Source organism: Pantoea sp. DY-15, from assembly GCF_019795935.1.
GTDB classification, from domain to species: domain Bacteria; phylum Pseudomonadota; class Gammaproteobacteria; order Enterobacterales; family Enterobacteriaceae; genus Pantoea; species Pantoea leporis.
Genome location: NZ_JAIMIF010000001.1, coordinates 514,274 through 537,595 on the forward strand (window position 1 = coordinate 514,274; position 23,322 = coordinate 537,595).

Sequence of the window (23,322 nt, forward strand, 5' to 3'; positions counted from 1 at the left end):
CTTATTCAGACTGCGACCCCAGAAGAAAGTTCTGGACAGCGCAAAAATATTTTTATAAAGGCAAAAGCGGCCAGATTATCACGATCAGGGTACCGGCCAGCGTCAGCAAAACATTCGCGATCGCATACGTTCCTGCATAGCCCAAGGCTGGGATGCTGCTGCGCGCGGTATCGCTGATGATCTCCATCGCTGGCGCACAGGTGCGCGCGCCCATGATGGCACCAAACAGCAGCGCGCGGTTCATACGCAGCACGTAAGCGCCGAACAGATAGCAAATCACCACCGGCAGCAAACTGACCAGCAAGCCACTCAGCAGCATCAACGCGCCTGCGCTGCCGAAACCGTGCTGCAAGCCGCTGCCCGCGCTCAGACCTACGCCCGCCATAAACACCATCAGGCCAAACTCTTTCACCATCGTTAGCGCACCCTGCGGGATATAGCCAAACGTAGGATGGTTAGCGCGCATAAAGCCCAGCATGATGCCTGCGAACAACAGACCAGCGGCGTTACCGATGCCGAAGCTGAAATTGCTGAACTGGAAGGTGATCATCCCGACCATCAAGCCGACGATAAAGAAGGCGCAGAAGGCCAGCAGATCGGTGATTTGGCTGTGAATGGCGATAAAGCCAATGCGATCGGCCAGGCTTTTCACGCGACGCGCTTCGCCGCTTACCTGCAGGACATCGCCTTTGTTTAGCATAATGCTGTCATCGATCGGCATTTCGATTTGGCTGCGAATCACCCGATTGAGGAAGCAGCCGTGATCGGTCAGTTTGAGATGACTTAGGCGCTTGTTCACCGCGTTGTGATTTTTCACCACGATCTCTTCGGTGACGATGCGCATATCCAGCAAATCACGGTCGAACACCTCTTTGCCGTTACGGAAACTGGGATCAAGACGCGCGTGCGCATCGGGATAGCCCACCAGCGAGATATCGTCGCCCAGCTGCAGCATCGCGTCACCGTCCGGGCTGGCGAGAATACCGTTGCGGCGCAAACGCTCGATGTAGCAGCCGGTCTGGCGATGAATGCCCAGCTCACGCAGGTTTTTACCGCCGCTCCACTCCACCAGTTCCGGACCCACGCGATATGCGCGGATCACCGGCAGAAACACTTTGCGCTGGCTATCGGCGTCGAGGCCGCGCTCGCGCGCGATTTGCTGCGCGCAAGTCGGCAGATCCTGGTGCTGCAGGCGCGGCAGATAGCGGGCGCCAAAAATCAGGCTGACTAAACCCACCAGATAAGTGAGGGCATAACCGAGGCTGAGGTTATCCTGCATCAAAGTGAGCTGATGGCTGTCGCTGATGCTTTGCCGCAACGTATCGCCAGCACCCACCAGCACCGGCGTTGAGGTCATTGAACCGGCCAACATGCCCGCGGTTAAACCAATATCCCAGCCGAATACTTTGCCGAGCGTCAGGGCGATTAACAGCGCGCTGACAACCATGACAATCGCCAGAAAGAAGTAGTTTTTACCGTCGCGGAAAAATATCGAGAAAAAGTTAGGCCCGGCTTCCACGCCAACACAAAAAATAAACAACATAAAGCCAAGACTTAATGCGTCAGTATTAATGGCGAAATGCTGTTGACCTAAAATCAACGAAACAACCAGGACTCCAATGGAATTACCGAGTTGGACCGAGCCGAGGCGTAATTTACCTAAGCAGAGTCCGAGGGCTAAAACGACAAATAATAACAGAACGTCATTTCCGCTTAACAATTCTGCGACGTTAATGTTCACGGTTTAACTTCTTCTTAACCTGTAACCAGTTGATGAGAGGGGCTTTTTTCGCTATCTTGTGCCGAACGTTAAGGTTCTTGCAACAAAAGCGTTCAAGCCGAAATCTAAAGCGGCGTCATTCTAATCATAATTAACACCCTCAGCTATCGGCAGTTTTCATTCCTTTCGCCTCCAGCTGTTTCTTTTTATTTCCAGTCGTGCGCATCAGGGCAGTAAAAGTTTCATAATTGTTAACGTCAAAGTTGAGGATAATTATGTTGCAGCGCAATAATCGCTGGCCAGCATCCATTCTGGGCGTGATGCTTTATACGCTGGTGTTTATTTATGCACATCATTTCTGGTCCGCCGCCAGTGAACAAGCCGTTCGCGGACAGCCAGAATTACTGCTGTTTTTACTGCCGGGATGTTTGATGGCGCTACTGCAGCCGGAAAGTCCGCTTATCAGCACCTTGTGGGTCGCGCTAGGCGGTACGCTGCTGGGTATGATGTGGTTGATGCTGGCGGTGCCAATGACGCACAGCGGCTTGTTGATTGTGGCCTGGAGTTTGAGTGCGCTGTTTTGGGCGGGCTGTGGTGCGCTGCTGGTGCGCTTGCTGCGGATTATGCTGGCGATGCGAGCCGAATAGTACCTGCAAAAACGGGCCCGCAGGCCCGTTCTCTTAGGCTTCGATACCCAGGTTTTCTTTGGTCCAGGCAGCGAATTCGGTGTAACCACCGATGTGCTGATCGTCGAGGAAAATCTGCGGCACGGTTGTCACCGGCTTGCCGGCACGGGCTTCCAGATCGGCTTTAGTAATGCCGGTGGCCTGAATATCCACGTACTGATAGTTAAAATCGTCGCGCTCGCTGGTCAGCTTAGCCGCCAACTCTTTCGCACGTACGCAGTAAGGGCAGCCAGAACGGCCAAAAATCACTGCAATCATTGCTTCTCTCCTTCCGCTGCTGTTTTGTGACTAGAATCACATCACAGCGTGAATAATGCGTCACATCATGCCCGCCCATCCTGCTTAAAGGAAGAAGAATATACCTGTTACTCTAATACTTACCGCCTATACATTGGGTAAAATGCGGCTAACGCTGAAAGAACAATCAAGGAACCATCGCATGCGTAATCTCGCCACATTACCCAAACCCGTGTTGCTACTCGAAGTGCTCGGCGTGCTTGCCGTGATTGGCGCCTTGTTGCTTACCAACGATTGGGTGAGCGCACCTGATTTCATCGCCAAAAAGCCGCTGGCGACGCTGCTGTTTTTTCTTGGTATCGCGCTGATGCTGCCTGCCGCATGGATGATGATGTGGCGCACGGCGAAGGCGATGGCCCCGCAATTGTTCAATCATTCCAACAAAAAGAAGTAACCACCGGAGAGAATTTATGACGCCGACTATCGATTTACTGTGCAGCCACCGTTCCATTCGCGCTTTTACCGAACAGGGCATTGATGAGGCGCAACGCAGCGCCATCATTGCAGCGGCACAAGCGGCTTCGACCTCCAGCTTTTTACAGTGCTCCTCAATTATTCGTATCACCGATCCCGCTAAGCGCGAGCAACTGGTCCAGCTGACCGGCGGCCAGCCTTGGGTTAGCGCAGCGGCGGAGTTTTGGGTGTTCTGCGCGGATTTCAATCGTCATCAACAGATCTGCCCGGATGCGCAACTCGGGCGTGCTGAACAGCTGCTGCTCGGCTGCGTTGATACCGCGCTGATGGCGCAAAATGCCATGGTGGCGGCGGAATCGCTGGGCCTTGGCGGCGTATTTATTGGCGGGATTCGCAACAGCATCGCTGAAGTGACCGAGCTGCTTGAACTGCCGAAGTTTGTGCTGCCGCTGTTCGGCTTCTGCATCGGTCATCCGGCTGATACACCCGATGTTAAACCCCGCATGCCGCACGCGATGCTGGTACATGAAAACCGCTATCATGCAGTCGATAAAAATCTGTTGGCGCAATACGATGAGCAAATTACCGCTTATTATCAGCAGCGTGATAGCAACCAGCGTTCCGAAACCTGGAGTCAGCTGATTCAGCGTCTGATTATTAAAGAAACGCGTCCCTTCATACTGGATTACCTGCATCAGCAGGGGTGGGCGACGCGCTAAGCACAAGGAACTCTGTAATGAAAATGGCCATTCTCACTCGCGATGGATCGATCTATTCGTGTAAGCGTCTGCGCGACGCCGCGGAGGAGCGTGGCCATCAAGTGCAGATGATCGATCCGCTCTCCTGCTACATGAACATCAATTCCGATTCGCCCGCAGTGCACTACCGCGGCGAGGCGCTGGGGCATTTTGATGCGGTGATCCCGCGCATCGGCACCGCCACCACCTTTTACGGCACCGCGGTGCTGCGCCAGTTTGAGGTGCGCGGCAGCTATCCCCTCAATGAATCGGTGGCGATTACCCGCGCGCGCGACAAACTGCGTTCGCTGCAGCTGCTGGCGCGTGAGGGCATTGATATGCCGATCACCGGTTTTGCTTCTTCGCCGGATGATACTGATGATTTGATCGCGATGGTGGGCGGTGCGCCGCTGGTGGTGAAACTGGTGGAGGGCACACAGGGCATCGGTGTGGTGCTGGCGGAAACGCGGCAGGCAGCGGAGAGCGTGATTGACGCCTTTCGTGGCCTCAATGCCCATATTCTGGTGCAGGAGTTCATCAAGGAAGCGCAAGGACGCGATATTCGCTGCCTGGTGATTGGCAATGAAGTGGTGGCAGCGATTGAGCGCGAGGCGAAAGAGGGCGATTTTCGCTCCAATCTGCATCGCGGCGGCAAAGCGCGTGCGGTGGAGATCACTGAACAGGAGCGCAAAATCGCGGTGAAAGCCGCCTGCACGCTGGGGCTGGAAGTGGCCGGAGTGGATATCCTGCGCGCCCAGCGTGGACCGCTGGTTATGGAGGTGAACGCCTCGCCCGGACTGGAAGGAATTGAGGGCATTACCGGTTTAGATATCGCTACCATGATGATCAAGTGGATTGAGCAGCACGCCTGCCCCGGCTATCGTCCTAAAACCGGCGGCTAAGCCGCGCTTTTCAGCGGTTTTCGTGGCATCCAGATCGGTTTTTCCGTAAGCTAAGGCGCTCATTTCTTCACCCCACAGGATATTACGATGGATTCACTGGTCGTTCCGGACATTGACGTGCTGCGTCGCTGGCTGGATCAACAAAATATCACCTGGTTCGAATGCGATGCCTGTCAGGCACTGCACCTGCCGCACATGCAGAATTTTGACGGGGTGTTTGATGCAAAAATTGACCTGGTGGATAACGTTATCCTCTTCTCCGCGCTGGCAGAAGTAAAACCTACGGCGCTGATTCCGCTGGTGGGCGATCTCTCGCAGATCAATGCCAGTTCGCTAACGATTAAAGCCTTTGTTGATATTCAGGACGACAATCTGCCGAAGCTGATTGTCTGCCAGTCGATCAGTACCAGCGCCGGATTAACCTTCGGGCAGTTCTCCCACTTTATGAAGCAGAGTGAAGAGGGCGTTTCTATGGTAATCATGGAAGCCTTTGCTAACCACCTGCTGGTGGTTGAAGAAGAAGAGGAGCGACAGCCGAGCTCCAGCAGCCACGCGATGCTGCACTGAGTTCCCCGCCTCGCTAACTGCCGCTTTTTGCGGCAGTTTTCATTTTTGCCCCACCACTTTTTATTCTGCACTTTGCCCTTTATTGCCAGATATTAGTCGTGCTTTATGCCACTAGTGCCAAACCCCATAGCAGAAACATGCATAACTCATCGCAAAAAGGCGTTTTTTAAGCTGAGATCTGGTGAAGGTGGTGCGGGGGGGCTATTCTTGCGGGGCTGCTTGAGACGTGCAACCTCAGCGCAGGTATAGGTTTTTGCTATTAAACTCCCGCTGAATATTGATTCATTGTGTGCCTGTGATTTAACAGAAAACGCAACGTCCGGATCGCCGTGTATGCAGCGTTGTGATGACCCGCTCAGGAGGAAGTAAAACATGTTCAACCAACGTAAAACATGGTTGTCAGGTGTGGTTGCTGGTGCATTGATGGCTGCGGCCGGCGGTGTGCAGGCCGAAGGCAGTACGGTACATGTGTATAACTGGTCCGATTATATCGCGGCGGATACCGTGCCCAACTTCGAAAAGCAGACCGGCGATAAAGTGGTGTATGACGTCTTTGATTCCAACGAAGTGTTGGAAGGCAAACTGATGGCCGGTAGCACCGGTTATGACGTGGTGGTGCCGTCGTCCAGCTTCCTCGCGCGTCAGCTGCAATCCGGCGTATTCCAGGAGCTGGATAAGAGCAAGCTGCCGAACTACAAAAACCTTGATCCCGAACTGATGAAGAAACTGGAGCAGCACGATCCGGGTAACAAATTTGCGATTCCTTATCTGTGGGGCACCACCGGCATCGGCTATAACGTCGATAAAGTGAAAGCCGCACTGGGCAAAGATGTGCCGCTGGATAGCTGGGATCTGGTGCTGAAACCGGAAAACCTGGAAAAACTGAAAGGCTGCGGGGTTTCCTTCCTTGATGCGCCGGAAGAGATTTTCGCTACTGTGCTGAACTACCTTGGCAAAGATCCGAACAGCTCTGACGCGAAAGATTACTCTGGCGCAGCCACTGATTTGCTGCTGAAACTGCGCCCGAACATCCGTTACTTCCATTCGTCGCAGTACATTAACGACCTGGCGAACGGCAACATCTGCGTGGCGATTGGCTGGTCGGGCGATATCCTGCAGGCAAAAGATCGTGCGGACAAAGCCAACAACGGCGTGCATCTTGGCTATATCGTGCCGAAGCAGGGCGCACTGGCATTCTTCGACATGTTTGCGATTCCAAAAGACGCGAAAAATGTGGAAGGCGCCTACCAATTCCTTAACTACATGATGGATCCAAAAGTCATCGCTGATGTTTCCAACAACATGAACTATGCCAACGGTAACAAAGCCTCGCTGCCGCTGATCAATGCGGACGTGCGTAACAATCCGGGCATCTTCCCAACGCCGGATGCCATGGCCAAACTGTTTGTGCTCAAGGTCCAGGATCCGAAACTGGATCGTGTGCGTACCCGTGCATGGACTAAAGTAAAAAGTGGTAAGTAATTCGTTCTGAACGATTATTGCCTGAAGACGACAGCAGAGGCGCAGTAATGGCCTCTGTTGTGCCATTTTTAGCGGCTGGCTGTGCCGCGCGATTTTAGCGCCGGAGAAATGTTAGTGAACGACGCGATTCCCCGCCCCCCAAATAAAACGGCTAAGGCGATGACGCCGCTGCTGGAAATTCGCAACCTGACTAAATCTTTTGACGGCCAGCACGCCGTGGATGATGTCAGTCTGACCATTTACAAAGGTGAGATTTTTGCGCTGCTGGGCGCATCCGGCTGTGGTAAATCGACCTTGCTGCGCATGCTGGCGGGATTCGAACCGCCCACCAGCGGCCAGATTGTGCTGGATGGTCAGGATCTCTCCCACGTTCCGCCGTATCAGCGCCCAATCAACATGATGTTCCAGTCCTACGCACTGTTCCCGCACATGACGGTGGAGCAGAACATTGCCTTTGGCCTGAAACAGGACAAACTGCCGAAAGGCGAAATCAGCAGCCGCGTCGAAGAGATGCTGTCGCTGGTGCACATGCAGGAGTTCGCGAAGCGTAAGCCGCATCAGCTCTCTGGCGGTCAGCGTCAGCGTGTGGCGCTGGCGCGTAGCCTGGCGAAGCGTCCCAAACTGCTGCTGCTCGACGAGCCGATGGGCGCGCTGGATAAAAAACTGCGTGACCGCATGCAGCACGAAGTGGTCGATATTCTTGAACGTGTCGGCGCCACCTGCGTAATGGTGACGCACGATCAGGAAGAAGCGATGACCATGGCGGGCCGCATCGCCATCATGAACCGCGGTAAATTTGTGCAGATTGGTGAGCCGGAAGAGATCTACGAGCATCCCACCAGCCGCTACAGCGCCGAGTTCATCGGTTCGGTAAACGTGTTCGAAGGCTTACTGCGCGAACGCGGTGAAGACGCGCTGATCATCGATGCGCCGGGCCTGGTGCATCCGCTGAAAGTGCAGACCGATGTTTCCGTGGTCGATAACGTGCCGGTCCATGTGGCGCTGCGTCCGGAAAAAGTGATGCTGTGCGAAGAGGTGCCTGCCGATGGCTGTAACTTTGCCGTAGGTGAAGTGGTGCATATCGCCTATCTAGGCGACCTGTCGATTTATCACGTGCGCCTGCGCAGCGGCCAGATGATCAGCGCACAGTTGCAAAACGCCCATCGCTACCGCAAAGGCGCGCCAACGTGGGGCGATGAAGTGCGTCTCTGCTGGGACGCCGACAGCTGTGTGGTTCTGACGGTTTAAGGGGGCGATATGAGCCAGATTTCTCAACGCAGCGAGCCCGAAGTGGTGGGCACGCCGCTGCAGCGCTGGGCGACGCGCATCAAGATGCAGCACGGCCGCAAGCTGGTGATTGCCATGCCGTATCTGTGGCTGATCCTGCTGTTCCTGCTGCCGTTCCTGATCGTGCTGAAGATCAGCTTTGCCGATATTGCGCGCGCTATTCCGCCGTACACCGATTTGGTCACCTGGGCCGATGGTCAGCTCAATCTGGTACTCAATCTCGGTAATTACTTCACGCTGACCGACGATCCGCTGTATGCCGATGCGTACCTGACATCGCTGAAAGTGGCGGGCATCTCCACCATTATCTGCCTGATGATCGGATATCCGCTGGCGTGGGCGGTGGCGCACAGCAAGCCGTCAATGCGCACTATTTTGCTGCTGCTGGTGATCCTGCCATCGTGGACCTCGTTCCTGGTGCGCGTTTACGCGTGGATGGGCCTGCTCAACAACAACGGCATTCTCAACCGCTTCCTGATGTGGCTCGGCGTCATCGATCATCCGCTGGTGATCCTCTACACCAACACGGCGGTGTATATCGGTATCGTTTACTGCTATCTGCCGTTTATGGTGCTGCCAATTTATACCGCGCTGACGCGTATTGATTATTCGCTGGTGGAGGCTTCGCTGGATCTCGGTGCACGTCCGCTGAAGACCTTCTTCAGCGTGATTGTGCCGCTGACCAAAGGAGGGATTATTGCCGGCTCAATGCTGGTGTTTATTCCGGCGGTCGGCGAGTACGTGATCCCGGAACTGCTCGGCGGTCCGGACAGCATCATGATTGGGCGTATTTTATGGCAGGAGTTCTTTAACAACCGTGACTGGCCGGTAGCGTCCGCGCTGGCGGTGATCATTCTGCTGATTCTGATATTGCCGATTATCTGGTTCCACAAGCATCAGAACCGTGAAGTGGGAGAGAAAGAATGAGCCAGTTACCGACTATTCGCTCTTCGTGGCGCACTGTAATTCTGCTGCTGTGCTTTATGTTCCTCTATGCGCCGATGCTGCTGCTGGTGGTTTACTCCTTCAACAGTTCGCCGCTGGTCACGGTATGGGAGAGCTTCTCGTTCCACTGGTACAAAGTGCTGTTCCAGGATCAGGCGATGCTGGATGCGGTGGGGCTCAGCCTGACCATCGCCGCGCTCTCAGCCACCATGGCGGTGGTGCTTGGCACCATGGCGGCGGTGGTGATTGTGCGCTTTGGCCGCTTCCGGGGACATAACGGCTTCGCCTTTATGCTGACAGCGCCGCTGGTAATGCCTGATGTGATCACCGGTTTATCCTTGCTGCTGCTGTTCGTGGCGATGGGTAACACCTTTGGCTGGCCGAGCGATCGCGGCATGCTGACCATCTGGCTGGCGCACGTGACCTTCTGTACTGCTTACGTGGCGGTGGTGATCAATTCGCGTCTGCGTGAACTGGACCGCTCGATTGAAGAGGCGGCGATGGATCTCGGCGCAACGCCGGTGAAAGTGTTCTTTGTGATCACCGTACCGATGATCGCGCCGGCGATCGTTACCGGCTGGCTGCTGGCGTTTACCTTGTCGCTGGATGATTTGGTGATTGCCAGCTTCGTGACCGGCCCAGGCGCAACCACCTTGCCGATGGCGATTTTCGCCACCGTGCGTCGTGGCGTCAACCCGGAGATCAACGCCTTAGCCTCACTGATTCTGTTTGTCGTCGGTTTAGTGGGTTTTATCGCCTGGCGCTTTATGGCGCACGAAGAAAAGCAGCGTTTACGCGATATTCAGAAAGCAAAACGTGGCTGAAAGCCGTAACATTTGTCACTATAAGAACGGGCTGATTTTATCGGCCCGTTTTATTATGGTTACGGAGCTACACCATGTCGGAAACCCTGAAACACGGTTCAATGATTAACGCTACACCGGTGCCCGTGATGGTGGCGGGCAGCGCTATTATTATTACGCGTTGCCTCAGCGTGTTGATGCTGGCCAACGAACTGGGTTACGACGAACTCGCCAACTTCGTGCATCGCAGCGCGCAAGCCTGGGATTCCACCCTGATCTTTATCGCCAGCCAGCTGATTTTCCTGTTTGAACTGCGCTGCGCTTTTGTTCTGATGCGCGGCAACAATCGTGGGCGCTGGGGCTATGTGGCGACGCAAATCATTGTGCTGATCTACATGTTGATGGCATCGGTGGGCTGGATCTACCCGGAAATTTTTAGCATTCCCGGTGAGAGTAATGCGCAAATCATTCATCACACGCTGCTGCAAAAGCTCCCGGATGTGTTGGTATTAGGGCTGCTGTTTGTGCCCGCCAGCAGTCGCGCTTTTTTCCGGCGCCGGTGATACAATCGCCCCCCATTTTTTCTCCCGATTCTGAATACAGGCATTTGCATGCATTGCGCGCTTTATGATGCCGGTCGCTGTCGTTCGTGTCAGTGGCTGGAAAAACCCTATCCGCAACAGCTCAACGACAAGCAGTCGCTGCTGGAACAACTGCTGGCTGAGAAGCCGGTGGGCGAATGGCTGCCGCCGGTGCAATCCGCGCAGCAAGGGTTTCGCAATAAGGCCAAAATGGTAGTCAGCGGGAGCGTGGAGCGGCCGATTTTGGGCATGGTGGCGCGCGACGGTGAACCGGTCGATCTCTGCGCTTGCCCGCTCTATCCCGACAGCTTCAGTGCAGTGTTCGCGCTACTCAAACCCTTCATCGCCCGCGCCGGTTTAACGCCTTACAACGTGGCGCGCAAACGCGGTGAGCTGAAGTTTCTGCTGCTGACGGAGAGTACGCTGGGCGGCATGATGCTGCGTTTTGTGCTGCGTTCCACCAGCAAGCTGCAGCAGCTGCGCGATGCCTTGCCGTGGCTGCAACAGCAGCTGCCGCAGCTGAAGGTGATCTCCGCCAACATCCAGCCGGTGCATATGGCGATTCTTGAAGGCGACGAAGAGATTGCGCTGACGCCGGATCAGGCGCTGGCGGAGCGCTTTAATCAGGTGCCGCTCTATATCCGCCCGCAAAGCTTCTTCCAGACCAACCCACAGGTTGCGGCCGATCTCTACGCCACCGCGCGCGATTGGGTCGCGCAGTTGCCGGTTAGCAGCATGTGGGATCTGTTTTGTGGCGTCGGGGGATTTGGCTTGCACTGCGCAACGCCCGAGATGCAGCTGACCGGCATCGAAATCAATGCTGAAGCCATCACCTGTGCGCAGCAGTCGGCGCAGCAGCTGGGGTTAGACAAAGTGAGTTTTGCCGCGCTGGATTCCACGCAGTTCGCCACTTCACGGGAAGCGGTGCCGCAGTTGGTGTTGGTGAATCCGCCACGTCGCGGTATTGGCGCAGAGTTGTGTGCTTATCTCAGTGAGATGGCGCCGGATTACCTTCTCTATTCCAGCTGCAATCCCAGCAGCATGGCGCAGGATATCGCGCGTCTGGCTGATTATGACGTGAGCCGCGTGCAGCTGTTCGACATGTTCCCGCATACCGCGCATTTTGAAGTGCTGTGCTTGCTGAGCAAGAAGGGTGGGACGGCGTAACGTTCACCTGCACGGAGGACGTGCAGAACCTGGCAGGCAGCACGCTCCGCCATCCCATAATGCTTATTCCGGGAACCACTTCTGGTTGATTTGCTGCCAGGTGCCGTTGGCTTTCAATGCCACTAACGCGCTGTTCAGCTCGTTCAGCAGCGGCGCATTGCCTTTGCGTACCGCGATACCTAAACCGGTGCCGAAGAAGTCGGTATCGGTGATGTGCTCGCCTACTGCGCTAAGATCGTCATTGGCCTTGAGCCACTGATTCACCACCGCCGTATCACCAAACACGCCGTTCAGGCGACCGTTTTTCAGGTCGAGAATCGCGTTCTGATAGCTGTCATACGCCACCGCAATCACCTCCGGATGTTTCTCCAGCAGGTATTTCTGATGTGTGGTGCCGTTCTCAACGCCAACACGTTTGCCTGTCAGCTGGCTGAAGTCGGTGAACTGGCCTTTATGCGCAATCACAATCGCCGAGTTAGCGTAGTAAGGTTGGGTGAAATCGACCTGCTTGCTGCGATCGGCGGTGATATCCATGCCGGAAATCACTGCGTCATAGCGACGGAATTTCAGCGACGGAATCAGGCTATCGAAGGCGTTGTTGGTAAAGGTGCAATCCGCTTTCATCTGTTGACACAGTGCTTTTGCCAAATCGATATCGAAGCCCACGATTTGGTTGTCGTGATCAAGGGATTCGAACGGGGGATAAGTGGCGGAAGAGGCGAAGCGGATTTTTTCCGCCGCATAAGCATTCATTGCCAGAGTTGCCAGGGCAGCAGCAACGATCCATTTTTTCATTATGTAACTCCTGTAAACCATGCCAGAGACGGAACGGGTTACACGATGCCAGTTAATGAATTTATATGCAATATTTTTGCTTATTAATTTAAATGAACAGCGGGCGCTTTTCGGGCGCCCGCTGGGGTGACATCAGTTACGGCGCTCAAATGCCAGCGCCCGCTTCTCAACCAAACGCATCATCAGCGTCAGCAAGCCATTAACCACCAGATAGATCAGGCCAGCGGCGGCGTACACCGAGATATCGTAAGTGCGGCCATACAGCAGCTGTCCGTGCCCCATCACTTCCATCAACGTAATGGTGTAAGCCAGCGAGGTACTTTTGAAGACAAGCACCACTTCGTTGGAGTAGGACGACAGGGCGCGCTTGAAGGCGTACGGCAGCAGAATGCGCAGCGTATCTTTGCGGTTCATGCCGAGCGCCGCGCAGGATTGCCATTGACCGGACGGAATGGCGCGCACCGCACCGTAAAACAGCTGCGTGGTGTAAGCCGCACTGTTGAGCGACAGCGCCAGCAGCGCACACAGCCACGGCTGCGACAGCAGATGCCACAGCCACGGAATGTTCTGGATGCTGGGGAACTGGCCGGGACCGTAATAGATTAGGAAGATTTGCACCAGCAGCGGCGTGCCGGTGAACAGCGTGATATAACCTTTCACCAGCCAATTCAGCACCGGCACTTTGAGCGCCAGCACGATGGTGCAAAGTACAGAGAGCACCAATGCCGCAATCAGCGATGCCACGGTCAGCGTCAGGCTGGTGTGAAGCCCTTTCAGCAGCTCGGGTAAGTAATCCAGCATGCTTAAGCCCCTCGCTCGAAACGCGTGGTGCGCAATTCAATGCGGCGCAGCACGAACTGACTGAACAGCGTGATAATCAGATAGATCGCCGCCGCCACCAGATACCAGGTAAACGGCTCTTGCGTGCGCGTAGCGATACTTTTGGTTTGCAGCATCAGGTCATTCACGCTGATCAACGATACCAGCGCAGTATCCTTCAGCAGCACCAGCCATTGGTTACCCAAACCGGGCAGCGCGTGACGCCACATCTGCGGCATGATCAGGCGTAGGAAAATCGCCGACTTCTTCATGCCCAGCGCCTGGCCCGATTCCCATTGACCCACCGGCACCGCTTTCAGCGCGCCGCGCAGGGTTTGTGACGCATAGGCGGAATAGAGCATCGCCAGCGCAATCACACCACACAGGAAGGGACTGACGTCGAAGTTTTCAATCTGCACCTGCACCAGAATAGATAACAGGCCGAGATTGATGTGGAAGCCATCGGAGAGCGTCAGCAGCAGCTGTGAGGCGCCGAAATAGATAAACAGCACCACCAGAATTTCCGGCAGGCCGCGAATCAGCGTGACCAGCGCGGTACCGAGCCACGCCAGCGGTCTCCAGCGCAGCGATTCCCAGCCAGCAAAAATCATCGCCAGCACAAGGCCGGCGATCAGTGCACAAACGGCAAGGCCGACGGTCATACCGGCGGCGCTTGCGAGTGGAATCATTTCATTCATCAGAAATTACTGCTGGAACCATTTGCTGTAGATGGTTTTGTAGGTGCCGTCAGCTTTGATCTTCTCCAGCGCCGCATTGAACTTGCCCTGCAGCTCGCTGTTGCCCTGACGCACAGCAATACCCAAACCGGTACCGAAGTAATCTTTGTCCGTCACTTTCTCACCCAGCGGTGCGAGGTTGGCGTTCTGCTTCAGCCACTCGTTCACTACCGCGGTGTCACCGAATACCGCATCGATACGACCATTTTTCAGATCCAGCACCGCGTTCTGGTAGCTGTCGTAAGGCACAACGGTGATGTCGCTGTGTTTGTCAGAGAGGTATTTCTGGTGTGTGGTGCCGTTCTGCACGCCTACACGTTTGCCTTTCAGCGCGGCCACGTCAGCCATTTTGCCTTTCTGCGCGATGAAGATGGCAGAGTTGTCGTAGTACGGCTTGGAGAACAGCACTTGCTTCTCACGATCTGGCGTGATGTCCATGCCTGCCATAACCGCGTCAAAACGACGGAACTTCAGACTGGGGATCAGGCTATCGAACGCCTGATTAGTGAAGGTGCAGGTCGCATCCATCTCTTTACACAGCGCGTTAGCCAGATCGACATCAAAGCCCTGAATTTTGTTATCAGAGTCGACGAATTCAAACGGAGGATAAGAAGCCTCGGTAGCAAAACGCAATGTCTGTGCCGCTGAAGCGCTCAGGCTCAGGCCAGCAAGGAGGGCAGCAATTACAACTTTTTTCATTAGAAGCATCCTGACTTAATGCGAAAGATAATTAGCAAACGCGTCGGTTTGCGGCTGTGTAAAGTGGCTGGCATCGCCTTGCTCAACAATGTGACCGTTTTCCATATACACCACGCGGCTGGCGGTTTTACGCGCCACTTCCACTTCATGCGTCACGATCACTTGTGTGATGTTGGTCTGTGCCAGCTCACGAATAATGCTGACGATCTGGGCGGTGATTTCGGGATCGAGCGCGGCGGTCGGTTCATCAAACAGCAGCACCTGCGGCTCCATCATCAGCGCACGGGCAATCGCTACGCGCTGCTGCTGGCCGCCGGAAAGATGCAGCGGGAAGCGATCGGCGTAAGGCGTCAGGCGCAGACGGTCCAGCAGCTTTTCAGCACGCGCACGCGCGGCGTCCTTGCTGAGGCCGAGCACGCGGCACGGCGCTTCAATCAGGTTTTGCAGCACGCTCAGGTGCGGCCACAGATTGTATTGCTGGAATATCATGCCCACGTTCTGCCGCAGCTCGCGAATCGCGCTGTCGGAAGGGGCTTTGGTGAAATCAAACTGGTTGCCGGCAATCTGCAGGCTGCCGGAGCGCGGTTGCTCCAGCAAGTTGAGGACGCGCAGGAGCGAACTTTTACCCGCGCCACTCGGGCCGAGCAACACCAGCGTTTCACCCTGCGGACAAGTCAGGTTGATATCGAACAGGGCCTGATGGGTACCGTAAAAACAGTTTATGGCGTTTAGTTGAATACTCATGCGCAAAAAATGAATAGTAATTAGTGTCGCGGATTTTAACGTCACCAGAATAGTTATGCAATTGTGGTGGGTTAATATTTATTAAAGAGCAGTGAAACCTCCAAAGCGTAGCACAAAATCGCGCAACTCAAGGTGGATGAGGGCTGGCGAGCCCTATTTTGTTCACAAAATATCAACAAAAAGCGCCGCAAGGATGCGGCGCGCTAAACAATGGTATTAACGGCGGTAAAAGTGAACGGTTACTTTTTCGCTTCCAGCAGCTGCGTCAGCGAACCGCCGCCAGCGTGGGGCACCTGGCCGACATAACGCACATCATCAACCACCCAGCAGGTGCCTTCGTGGATCATCAGCACTTCATCTTGCCAGGCTTTGCTGTCGCGGCTCAGCTCAACCCGCAGCGGAATATTGCGCGCGTCGCGGTTAGGAATGGTGGATGCGCTGGCCACGTCCGCTGAAGTTGGGCCTTGCGCCAGGCTGGAAAAGAGATCGCCGCTGGTCCACGCCGCTGGTTTCGGATTCTGGCTGCTGGCACTCAGCAGCTTTTGATACAGGCGATCGCTCAGGTAAGGGCGATATTTCGCCAGCGTGTTGCTGTCTGGCAAACCTTGCGTCGGCTGGCTGACGCGTAAATCGTAGAACTGTTGCGCCACGCTGTCCGGACCCCCGTCAACGCAGGCAGCGGTGCGTGGGCCATTATCCTTAATCACTGGCTCAACGGTGGTACAAGCACTTAGCAGCAACGCTGCGGGAATAAGCAGCGCAAAGGCATTGTTTCTCATCTCGATTTCCTTATTGTTCACTGGCAAAGCGCCATTTTTAGCATAGAGTATAGCCTTGCTTTTAAGCGCTACGAGCTGATTCAGAAAAGGAGAACACCATGAAATTTTCTACAACGCCCACGCTGGAAGGACACAGCATCAGTGAATATTGCGGCGTGGTCGCCGGTGAAGCGATTCTCGGCGCCAATATTTTCCGCGATTTCTTCGCCGGTATCCGCGATATCGTCGGTGGCCGCTCTGGCGCCTACGAAAAAGAGTTACGCAAAGCGCGCCAGATCGCCTTCAAAGAGCTGGAAGAGCAGGCGAAAGCGCTCGGCGCCAACGCGGTGGTGGGCATCGATATCGACTACGAAACTGTCGGTAAAGAGGGCAGCATGTTGATGGTGAGCGTCACCGGCACCGCCGTGATTATTCGCTAATGCGCGTGGTTGTCCTGCTGGCGATGGCGCTGTTACTTAGCGCTTGTCAGTCATCAATTGAAGCGCGCCACGGTTACTGGGTGGATACCGCACATCCGGCGCAGGGCGCGCGACCGCGCATTAAGGTGGTGGTGATTCACTACACCACCGAGGATTTTTCCAGTTCGCTGGCGACACTGACCGATCGGGAAGTTAGCGCGCACTACCTGATTCCGCAGCATCCGCCGCAGAAAAACGGCAAGGGCGTGGTGTGGCAATTGGTGCCGGAAAGCCAGCTCGCGTGGCACGCGGGCCCGAGTTTCTGGCGCGGCGCAACGCGCATCAATGACACTTCGATTGGTATTGAAATCGTTAACAGCGGCTATCGTCGAACCTTAACGGGTTTGCAGTGGCAGCCCTTTACGCCGCAGCAGATCAGCGCGCTGATGGCGCTGGTCGAAGATATCACTCAGCGCTACGGCATCGCGCCGGAAAATGTGGTCGGACACAGCGATATCGCACCGCAGCGTAAGCAGGATCCCGGTCCGCTGTTTCCCTGGCAGCAGCTGGCAGAGCACGGTTTAGGCGCGTGGCCCGAGCAGGCAACGGTGCAGCGCTATCTTAACGGACGCGCGGCGGATGAAGGCGTGGATCAGGCAGAACTGCTGGATGCGCTGCAGCGCTATGGCTACGACGTGGCGGCGGCAACCACGCCGCAGATGCAGCGCAAGCTGATTGCGGCGTTTCAAATGCATTTCCGCCCGCGTGATTATCGCGGCATCGCCGATGCGGAAACCCTGGCGATTGCCCGCGCGTTATCAGCGAAATACGGTGCGGCGCAGTGATGCTTGTTATTAATAAAGCATCATGTACTTGACCTCTTTTGAACAACACGCACTGAAGTTTCGACGCAGGCCGGGGGCGCTTTTGGGCAGGCTATCCGCAACGCTGAACGAAGCGAGGAAGCCAGGAGAGCCCGCAGGACTCGGGCGAAAGGCGAAGCCGGGACAGGGAAGTCCCGTCTTTGCCGGTCCGTAAGGCAGACGAGCGCAGTGAAGGTACCGCGCAAGCGGCGCGAGGACTGCCGGACCAAAAGTGACTTCGGCCAGCGCACTCATCGTTGGCTTGACGGACTAGCAGTGGTCACCATAAATGGCGACCCTACAAAGTATGAATGCGCACCAGGATTTACTGCTGCAGGAATGCCTGCCAGTGCGCCACCAGCCGTTGCAGATCCTGACGGCTGACATCCAGATGCGTGACAATACGCGTTACGGGCCCAACGCTAATTAGCACATCGCCCGACTGCATCCAGCTTTTCAGCGCGTCAACTTTCTCTGTTGGCACCTTCACAAATAGCATGTTGGTGTGCTGATTAAGCACTTCAACACCGATGGCGCTGAGCTGCTCGCCTAACCATGCCGCATTATCGTGGTCGTCTTTGAGACGCGCGACATTGTGCTTCAACGCATACAGTCCTGCCGCGGCCAGAATGCCCGACTGACGCATGCCGCCGCCGGTCATTTTGCGCCAGCGACGCGCTTGCTCAATGTAGGCTTCATCGCCACACAGCAGTGAACCAATCGGCGTACCGAGGCCTTTTGACAGGCAGATGGTTAAGGTGTCGCAGTAACGCGCAATCGCTTCCAGCTCCATATTCTGTGCCACCACGGCGTTAAAAATACGTGCGCCATCAATGTGCAGCGCCAGCTTATGCTCGCGGGTGAATATCCACGCTTGCTCCAGATAGCTCAGCGGCAGCACTTTACCGTGATGGGTGTTTTCCAGGCTCAACAGACGAGTGCGGGCGAAGTGGAAATCGTCGGGTTTGATGGCGGCGGCCACCTCCGCCAGCGGCAGGGAACCATCTTCCGCATGCAGAATTGGCTGTGGCTGAATGCTGCCGAGCACCGCTGCGCCGCCGGCTTCATATTTGTAGTTGTGCGCCTGCTGACCCACGATATATTCATCGCCGCGCTGGCAGTGACACAGCAGCGCTACCAGATTAGCTTGCGTGCCGGTGGGGAAGAACAGGGCGGCGGCTTTGCCGCTCAAGCGTGCGGCTTCGACTTCCAGTGCGTGTACGGTGGGGTCATCGCGGTAGACATCATCGCCGGTTTCGGCTGCCATCATGGCATCGAGCATGGCAGCACTCGGGCGGGTTACGGTATCACTGCGTAGATCGATCACGTCGCTCTCCTGAAATAAAAAAGCGGGCGAAGCGCCCGCGTTATCATCATGTTTGGCCTGAATTGTTTTACCTCAGCCAGTTGGTTTTCGCTAGCTCCACGATCTCATCACCGCGTCCATTCAGAATGGCGCGCATCATGTAGAGGCTGAAACCTTTGGCCTGCTCGGCTTTAATCTGCGGCGGCATCGACAACTCTTCTTTGGCGGTAATCACGTCAAGCAACACCGGGCCATCATGCGCAAAGGCTTCCTGCAGCGCGCCGTTAAGATCGGAGGCTTTCTCAACGCGAATACCTTTGATGCCACAGGCGGCGGCGATGGCGGCGAAATCCGGGTTTTCGAGGTCGGTGCCGTCGGTCAGATAGCCACCGGCTTTCATCTCCATCGCCACAAAGCCCAGCACGCTGTTATTGAAGATCACCAGTTTTACCGGCAGTTTGAGCTGCGCCACCGAAATGAAATCGCCCATCAACATGCTAAAACCGCCGTCGCCACACAGCGCCACCACCTGACGCTGCTTGTCCAGCGACTGCGCGCCCAACGCCTGCGGCATGGCGTTGGCCATCGAACCGTGATTGAACGAGCCGATCAAACGACGTTTGCCGTTCATCTTCAGATAGCGCGCTGCCCACACGGTTGGCGTGCCGACGTCGCAGGTAAAGATGGCGTCGTCATCGGCGTATTCGCTGATTTGCTGGGCCAGATATTGCGGGTGAATCGCCAGCTTATCGTTAGCGGTGGCCAGTTCGTCCAGCCCTTTACGCGCATCGACATAATGCTCCAGCGCTTTATCCAGATGCTGACGATCGGTTTTGCTGGTGAGCTGCGGCTGCAGCGCATGCAAGGTAGTTTTGATGTCACCCACCAGCGCCATATCCACATGGCTGTGTGAGCCAAGGCTGCCCGGATTGATGTCGATCTGAATGATTTTGGCATCGGCCGGATAGAAGGCGCGATAGGGGAATTGCGTCCCCAGCAGCACTAAGGTATCGGCATTCATCATGGCGTGGAAACCAGAGGAGAAACCAATCAATCCGGTCATGCCGACATCGTAAGGATTATCGTATTCGATGTGCTCTTTACCGCGCATCGCGTGCACAATCGGCGCTTTCAGCGTTTCTGCCAGCTTCACCACTTCGGCGTGCGCGCCAGCGCAACCACTGCCGCACAGCAGAGTGATATTTTTCGCTCCATTCAGCGTTTCGGCTAACGCAGCCACTTCGCGGGCGTTAGGCACCACATGCGGCAGCTGCGGCGGATACCATTCGCTGCGTGCGCTTTCCGGGGCCGGCTGCAACGCCACGTCGCCGGGGATCACAATCACTGATACGCCACGATTGAGAATCGCTTTACGCATCGCAATGCCCAGCACCTGCGGCAGCTGCTCCGGATTGGAAACCAGCTCGCAATAGTGGCTGCACTCGCGGAACAATTCTTGCGGGTGGGTTTCCTGAAAATAGCCGCTGCCAATTTCGCTGGAAGGGATGTGGGCGGCGATGGCCAAAACCGGAACGTGATTGCGGTGGCAATCAAACAAGCCGTTGATGAGATGCAGGTTGCCCGGTCCACAGGAACCGGCGCATACCGCCAATTCGCCGCTGATTTGTGCTTCAGCGCCGGCCGCGAAGGCCGCCACTTCTTCATGGCGCGTCGGCATCCATTCGATGGTGCCCATGCGATTCAGGCTGTCGCTCAGCCCGTTAAGTGAGTCACCGGTGACGCCCCAAATGCGTTTTACGCCGGCGTTTTCCAAAGTTTTTGCCAGCATTGCCGCCACAGTTTGCTTCATCGTTATGCTCCTTTCTGGTGTTGAGCCATCCATGCCGATGGCGAAAACGTGTCAGTCAGAAAGCGTAGACGATGAAGCTGGCGTGCAGGCGTGAAAAAATGCGTTATGCCGAGAACAGGGCGATAAGGATTGGCGCCAGCAAACTCATAATAAAACCGTGCACAATCGCAGCGGGCACGATCTCCATGCCGCCGGTGCGTTGCAGGATTGGCAGCGTGAAATCCATCGAGGTCGCGCCGCTCAAGCCCAGCGTCATGCTGCGTTGACGGGTGATCAGCAGCGGGATCAGCATAATGGTGATCAGCTCACGCAGCAGGTCGTTGAAGAAGGCGGCGCTGCCTATCACCGGGCCGAACGATTCGCTCATCAGAATGCCGGAAAGTGAATACCAGCCGAAACCGCTGGCTAACGCCAGGCCGGTTTTGATTGGCAGATCCAATAGCAGCGCGGCAATAACGCCGCCCACCAGCGCACTGCACAGCGATACCAGCGCCACCAGCATGCCGCGCCGGTTGATGGTGATTTGACGTAGCGTCATGCCGCTGCTGCGCAGCTGAATACCGACCAGCAATAGCATCAACATCAAGGCGTATTCACTGATGGTCGAGGCGTGACGCAGTGGCGCCCATTGACTCAAACCGAGCAGAAAGCCCGCCAGCACAGAACCGCACAGCTTGAGCGACTCCAGCGCCATATGCAGACGCGACGGCAGCGCTTGTGGCTTGTGCTGATGACGCCACGGCCAGCGTCGCTCCAGCAGCCACAGCGCCAGCAGCGAGCAGGCAAGAATGCTCAGCATGCTCACCAGCGCGATGTGGAAAATGGCCAGCAGATTGCTGCTCAGGTTATCGAGAAACGCCAGGCTGGTGCCCATAAAGAACAGAATGATGTAGACCAGCGCGCTCAGCGCGCGGGCAACCGCCTGCAACAGCGTGGTGCGGCGCAGCGGCAGCAGATAGCCGAGAATCAGCGGCAAAAGGATGATAATCAATCCGTACATGTGAGGTTTCTATCCATGATTTGCGGGCTGCCACGCTAGCGAAAAATGGTTGAAGTGTAAACCTTTTCCCCCGGCGCTGACTTGACCAACGAAGCGTGGCGGACCATGCTCAGGCAAAGCAGCGGATGGAATGTATGATGATTTTGGAACATATCGATATTCACGGTTTTCGCGGCATTAATCGGCTGTCATTGCCGTTGACCAGCACCAATGTGCTGATTGGGGAAAATGCCTGGGGTAAATCGAGCCTGCTCGATGCATTGACGCTGTTGCTGGCGCCCGCCGCCGAGCCCTATCAATTTACTGAACACGACTTTCACTTCCCGCCCGGCGATATTGATGCCCGCATGCGCCAGTTGCAGCTGGTATTTCGTTTTCGCGCCCAGCGCGATGATGAGAGTGCGTTGTTTCAGCCCTTCTGGCAGCACGATGAGCATGGCCGCTATATCCGTTTCAGCACCCGCGCTAAACGTCAGGATCAGGGTGTAAAAACCAGCTGGCGTTTCATCGATCAGCATAACGATGTGTTGCCGATGGCAGGCACCGACGCGGCGCTGGCTCATCTGCGTGCTTATCATCCGGTATTGCGTTTACGCGATGCGCGTTTTGGCCGTCGTAATCGCCATGCTGACAGCGATGCGGAGCGCCGCGCGACGACGCTGACGGCATTGGCGCAGGAAGTGGAAAAGCTGACGCGCGATTTGGTGGTGCGCCCGCAAACGCTGAGTGACGATCTGCTGCGTCAGGGATTGCATACTATGCAGCAGCTGCTCGAACACTATTTTCTGGTGCAGCAGTCAGGCAGCAGCGCGCCGCGCGTGGCACCGGAAGTTCGAGATGGCAGCGAAGGCTGGCGATCGCTGGATAAACTTAATCACCTGATTGCTGGCACCGAATCACGCAGTCGTCAGGTGATTCTGCTGCGCATGTTCTCGCTGTTGATTCAGGCGCACGGCAACGAACCGTTGCCGGCGGGGGCGCATCCGCTGCTGCTGGTGGAAGATCCGGAGACGCGGCTGCATCCGATTATGCTGTCGGTGGCGTGGAATTTACTGGAACTGATGCCGCTGCAAAAAATCGCCACCAGCAACTCGGGCGAATTGTTATCGCAAGTGCCGCTGGAAAATATGTGTCGGCTGGTGCGTGAATCCACGCGGGTGGCGGCATGGCGCATTGGGCCTGAAGGTTTAAGTGCTGAAGAGAGTCGCCGTATCGGTTTCCACATCCGCGTGAATCGTCCTTCGGCGCTGTTTGCCCGCTGCTGGCTGCTGGTGGAAGGCGAGACCGAAGTGTGGATTATCAATGAACTGGCGCGGCAGCGTGGCTATCACTTCGCGGCGGAAGGAGTGAAAGTCATTGAGTTTGCGCAATCGGGCTTGAAACCGCTGCTGAAGTTCGCCCAACGCATGGGCATCGCCTGGCATGTGCTGACCGACGGCGACCAGGCGGGAAGCAAATATGCGGCGACTGCCCGCAGCCAGCTACCGTCGGCGTCACGGGAAAGCGATCATCTCACGCAGTTTCCGGCACCGGATATTGAACATTTTCTCTATAAGCAGGGTTTCAGCGATGTTTATTACCAGACGGCGCACCTGCCGTTAAACGCGCCGATGAACACGCGGCGTATTATTAGTAAAGCCATTCAGCACAGCTCGAAACCTGAGCTGGCGATTGCCGTCGCGATGGCTGCGGCTGAACGCGGGCCACAGGCGATTCCGCCGTTGCTGGATCAGCTGTTTGCGCGCGTGATGTGGTTGGCTCGCGGCCGGGCGGATTGAGGAAAG

25 protein-coding genes are annotated in these 23,322 nt (G+C 55.9%); 14 read left to right on the forward strand and 11 right to left on the reverse strand.

Annotation, left to right across the window (positions count from 1 at the left end):
- Positions 1 to 52: 52 nt before the first annotated feature.
- Positions 53 to 1,741: an aspartate:alanine antiporter gene (locus K5Y32_RS02505; RefSeq protein ID WP_101760991.1), complete on the reverse strand. Its 1,689-nt coding sequence runs from the start codon at positions 1,739 to 1,741 to the stop codon at positions 53 to 55.
- Positions 1,742 to 1,995: 254 nt separating this feature from the next.
- Between K5Y32_RS02505 and ybjM the strand changes: the two genes are divergently transcribed.
- Positions 1,996 to 2,367, forward strand: coding sequence for an inner membrane protein YbjM (gene ybjM / locus K5Y32_RS02510; protein WP_110865823.1), 372 nt, complete (start codon positions 1,996 to 1,998; stop codon positions 2,365 to 2,367).
- A 33-nt stretch (positions 2,368 to 2,400) separates the two neighbouring features.
- Here ybjM and K5Y32_RS02515 read toward each other — a convergent pair whose 3' ends face one another.
- Positions 2,401 to 2,664, reverse strand: a complete 264-nt coding sequence (locus tag K5Y32_RS02515; protein ID WP_222181713.1) for a GrxA family glutaredoxin — start codon at positions 2,662 to 2,664, stop codon at positions 2,401 to 2,403.
- A gap of 181 nt (positions 2,665 to 2,845) precedes the next feature.
- Between K5Y32_RS02515 and K5Y32_RS02520 the strand changes: the two genes are divergently transcribed.
- The 10 genes from K5Y32_RS02520 (at position 2,846) to rlmC (ending at position 11,588) form a co-directional block, all read left to right on the forward strand.
- Positions 2,846 to 3,097 (forward strand): DUF1418 family protein, encoded by a 252-nt coding sequence (locus tag K5Y32_RS02520; RefSeq protein WP_101760989.1) that lies wholly within the window; start codon positions 2,846 to 2,848, stop codon positions 3,095 to 3,097.
- Positions 3,098 to 3,113: 16 nt separating this feature from the next.
- Positions 3,114 to 3,836, forward strand: a complete 723-nt coding sequence (gene nfsA / locus K5Y32_RS02525; RefSeq protein ID WP_101760988.1) for an oxygen-insensitive NADPH nitroreductase — start codon at positions 3,114 to 3,116, stop codon at positions 3,834 to 3,836.
- Positions 3,837 to 3,853: 17 nt separating this feature from the next.
- Positions 3,854 to 4,756, forward strand: coding sequence for a 30S ribosomal protein S6--L-glutamate ligase (gene rimK / locus K5Y32_RS02530; RefSeq protein ID WP_222181714.1), 903 nt, complete (start codon positions 3,854 to 3,856; stop codon positions 4,754 to 4,756).
- A gap of 87 nt (positions 4,757 to 4,843) precedes the next feature.
- Entirely contained in the window at positions 4,844 to 5,323 is a 480-nt protein-coding gene (locus K5Y32_RS02535) for a YbjN domain-containing protein (protein WP_008102469.1), read from the forward strand.
- A gap of 372 nt (positions 5,324 to 5,695) precedes the next feature.
- A complete protein-coding gene (gene potF, locus K5Y32_RS02540; protein ID WP_222181715.1) occupies positions 5,696 to 6,805 on the forward strand; it encodes a spermidine/putrescine ABC transporter substrate-binding protein PotF in 1,110 nt (369 codons plus the stop codon).
- Between the two features lie 114 nt (positions 6,806 to 6,919).
- Complete coding sequence (gene potG, locus K5Y32_RS02545) at positions 6,920 to 8,053, forward strand: putrescine ABC transporter ATP-binding subunit PotG (RefSeq protein ID WP_158238594.1); 1,134 nt, start codon at positions 6,920 to 6,922, stop codon at positions 8,051 to 8,053.
- 9 nt (positions 8,054 to 8,062) lie between these two features.
- Positions 8,063 to 9,019 (forward strand): putrescine ABC transporter permease PotH, encoded by a 957-nt coding sequence (potH, locus tag K5Y32_RS02550; protein WP_101760984.1) that lies wholly within the window; start codon positions 8,063 to 8,065, stop codon positions 9,017 to 9,019.
- Positions 9,016 to 9,861, forward strand: a complete 846-nt coding sequence (gene potI / locus K5Y32_RS02555; protein ID WP_222181716.1) for a putrescine ABC transporter permease PotI — start codon at positions 9,016 to 9,018, stop codon at positions 9,859 to 9,861. The genes potH and potI overlap by 4 nt, the downstream gene beginning before the upstream one ends.
- 74 nt (positions 9,862 to 9,935) lie before the next feature.
- Positions 9,936 to 10,403 carry a YbjO family protein gene (locus tag K5Y32_RS02560; protein ID WP_222181717.1) on the forward strand — a complete coding sequence of 156 codons (468 nt, stop codon included), beginning with the start codon at positions 9,936 to 9,938 and terminating at the stop codon, positions 10,401 to 10,403.
- 48 nt (positions 10,404 to 10,451) lie between these two features.
- Positions 10,452 to 11,588 carry a 23S rRNA (uracil(747)-C(5))-methyltransferase RlmC gene (rlmC, locus tag K5Y32_RS02565; protein ID WP_222181718.1) on the forward strand — a complete coding sequence of 379 codons (1,137 nt, stop codon included), beginning with the start codon at positions 10,452 to 10,454 and terminating at the stop codon, positions 11,586 to 11,588.
- A 63-nt stretch (positions 11,589 to 11,651) separates the two neighbouring features.
- Here the strand turns inward: rlmC and artJ (K5Y32_RS02570) are convergent, their stop codons facing one another.
- The 6 genes from artJ (K5Y32_RS02570) to K5Y32_RS02595 form a co-directional block, all read right to left on the reverse strand.
- Complete coding sequence (gene artJ / locus K5Y32_RS02570; protein WP_222181719.1) at positions 11,652 to 12,383, reverse strand: arginine ABC transporter substrate-binding protein; 732 nt, start codon at positions 12,381 to 12,383, stop codon at positions 11,652 to 11,654.
- Positions 12,384 to 12,515: 132 nt separating this feature from the next.
- Positions 12,516 to 13,184: an arginine ABC transporter permease ArtM gene (artM, locus tag K5Y32_RS02575; RefSeq protein ID WP_008102451.1), complete on the reverse strand. Its 669-nt coding sequence runs from the start codon at positions 13,182 to 13,184 to the stop codon at positions 12,516 to 12,518.
- 2 nt (positions 13,185 to 13,186) lie between these two features.
- The gene (gene artQ / locus K5Y32_RS02580) at positions 13,187 to 13,900 is read right to left on the reverse strand and encodes an arginine ABC transporter permease ArtQ (protein WP_222181720.1); all 714 of its coding nucleotides are present in this window, start codon (positions 13,898 to 13,900) and stop codon (positions 13,187 to 13,189) included.
- Positions 13,901 to 13,906: 6 nt separating this feature from the next.
- Positions 13,907 to 14,638, reverse strand: a complete 732-nt coding sequence (gene artJ, locus K5Y32_RS02585; protein ID WP_008102446.1) for an arginine ABC transporter substrate-binding protein — start codon at positions 14,636 to 14,638, stop codon at positions 13,907 to 13,909.
- Between the two features lie 15 nt (positions 14,639 to 14,653).
- Positions 14,654 to 15,382: an arginine ABC transporter ATP-binding protein ArtP gene (gene artP / locus K5Y32_RS02590; RefSeq protein WP_222181721.1), complete on the reverse strand. Its 729-nt coding sequence runs from the start codon at positions 15,380 to 15,382 to the stop codon at positions 14,654 to 14,656.
- Positions 15,383 to 15,621: 239 nt separating this feature from the next.
- Positions 15,622 to 16,161, reverse strand: coding sequence for a lipoprotein (locus tag K5Y32_RS02595; RefSeq protein WP_222181722.1), 540 nt, complete (start codon positions 16,159 to 16,161; stop codon positions 15,622 to 15,624).
- 98 nt (positions 16,162 to 16,259) lie between these two features.
- Between K5Y32_RS02595 and K5Y32_RS02600 the strand changes: the two genes are divergently transcribed.
- A complete protein-coding gene (locus K5Y32_RS02600; RefSeq protein ID WP_007887640.1) occupies positions 16,260 to 16,580 on the forward strand; it encodes a heavy metal-binding domain-containing protein in 321 nt (106 codons plus the stop codon).
- A complete protein-coding gene (locus K5Y32_RS02605; protein WP_222181723.1) occupies positions 16,580 to 17,404 on the forward strand; it encodes an N-acetylmuramoyl-L-alanine amidase in 825 nt (274 codons plus the stop codon). The genes K5Y32_RS02600 and K5Y32_RS02605 overlap by 1 nt, the downstream gene beginning before the upstream one ends.
- Before the next feature lie 343 nt (positions 17,405 to 17,747).
- On the opposite strand, the gene ltaE is transcribed toward K5Y32_RS02605, so the two are convergent.
- From ltaE to K5Y32_RS02620, 3 genes are all read right to left on the reverse strand, one after another.
- Entirely contained in the window at positions 17,748 to 18,749 is a 1,002-nt protein-coding gene (gene ltaE / locus K5Y32_RS02610; RefSeq protein ID WP_222181724.1) for a low-specificity L-threonine aldolase, read from the reverse strand.
- A 67-nt stretch (positions 18,750 to 18,816) separates the two neighbouring features.
- A complete protein-coding gene (poxB, locus tag K5Y32_RS02615) occupies positions 18,817 to 20,538 on the reverse strand; it encodes a ubiquinone-dependent pyruvate dehydrogenase (protein ID WP_222181725.1) in 1,722 nt (573 codons plus the stop codon).
- A gap of 103 nt (positions 20,539 to 20,641) precedes the next feature.
- Positions 20,642 to 21,538, reverse strand: coding sequence for a lysine exporter LysO family protein (locus K5Y32_RS02620; RefSeq protein WP_222181726.1), 897 nt, complete (start codon positions 21,536 to 21,538; stop codon positions 20,642 to 20,644).
- A 137-nt stretch (positions 21,539 to 21,675) separates the two neighbouring features.
- Here K5Y32_RS02620 and K5Y32_RS02625 point away from each other — a divergent pair, with 137 nt between their 5' ends.
- Positions 21,676 to 23,316: an ATP-dependent endonuclease gene (locus K5Y32_RS02625; protein ID WP_222182871.1), complete on the forward strand. Its 1,641-nt coding sequence runs from the start codon at positions 21,676 to 21,678 to the stop codon at positions 23,314 to 23,316.
- Positions 23,317 to 23,322: the final 6 nt, after the last annotated feature.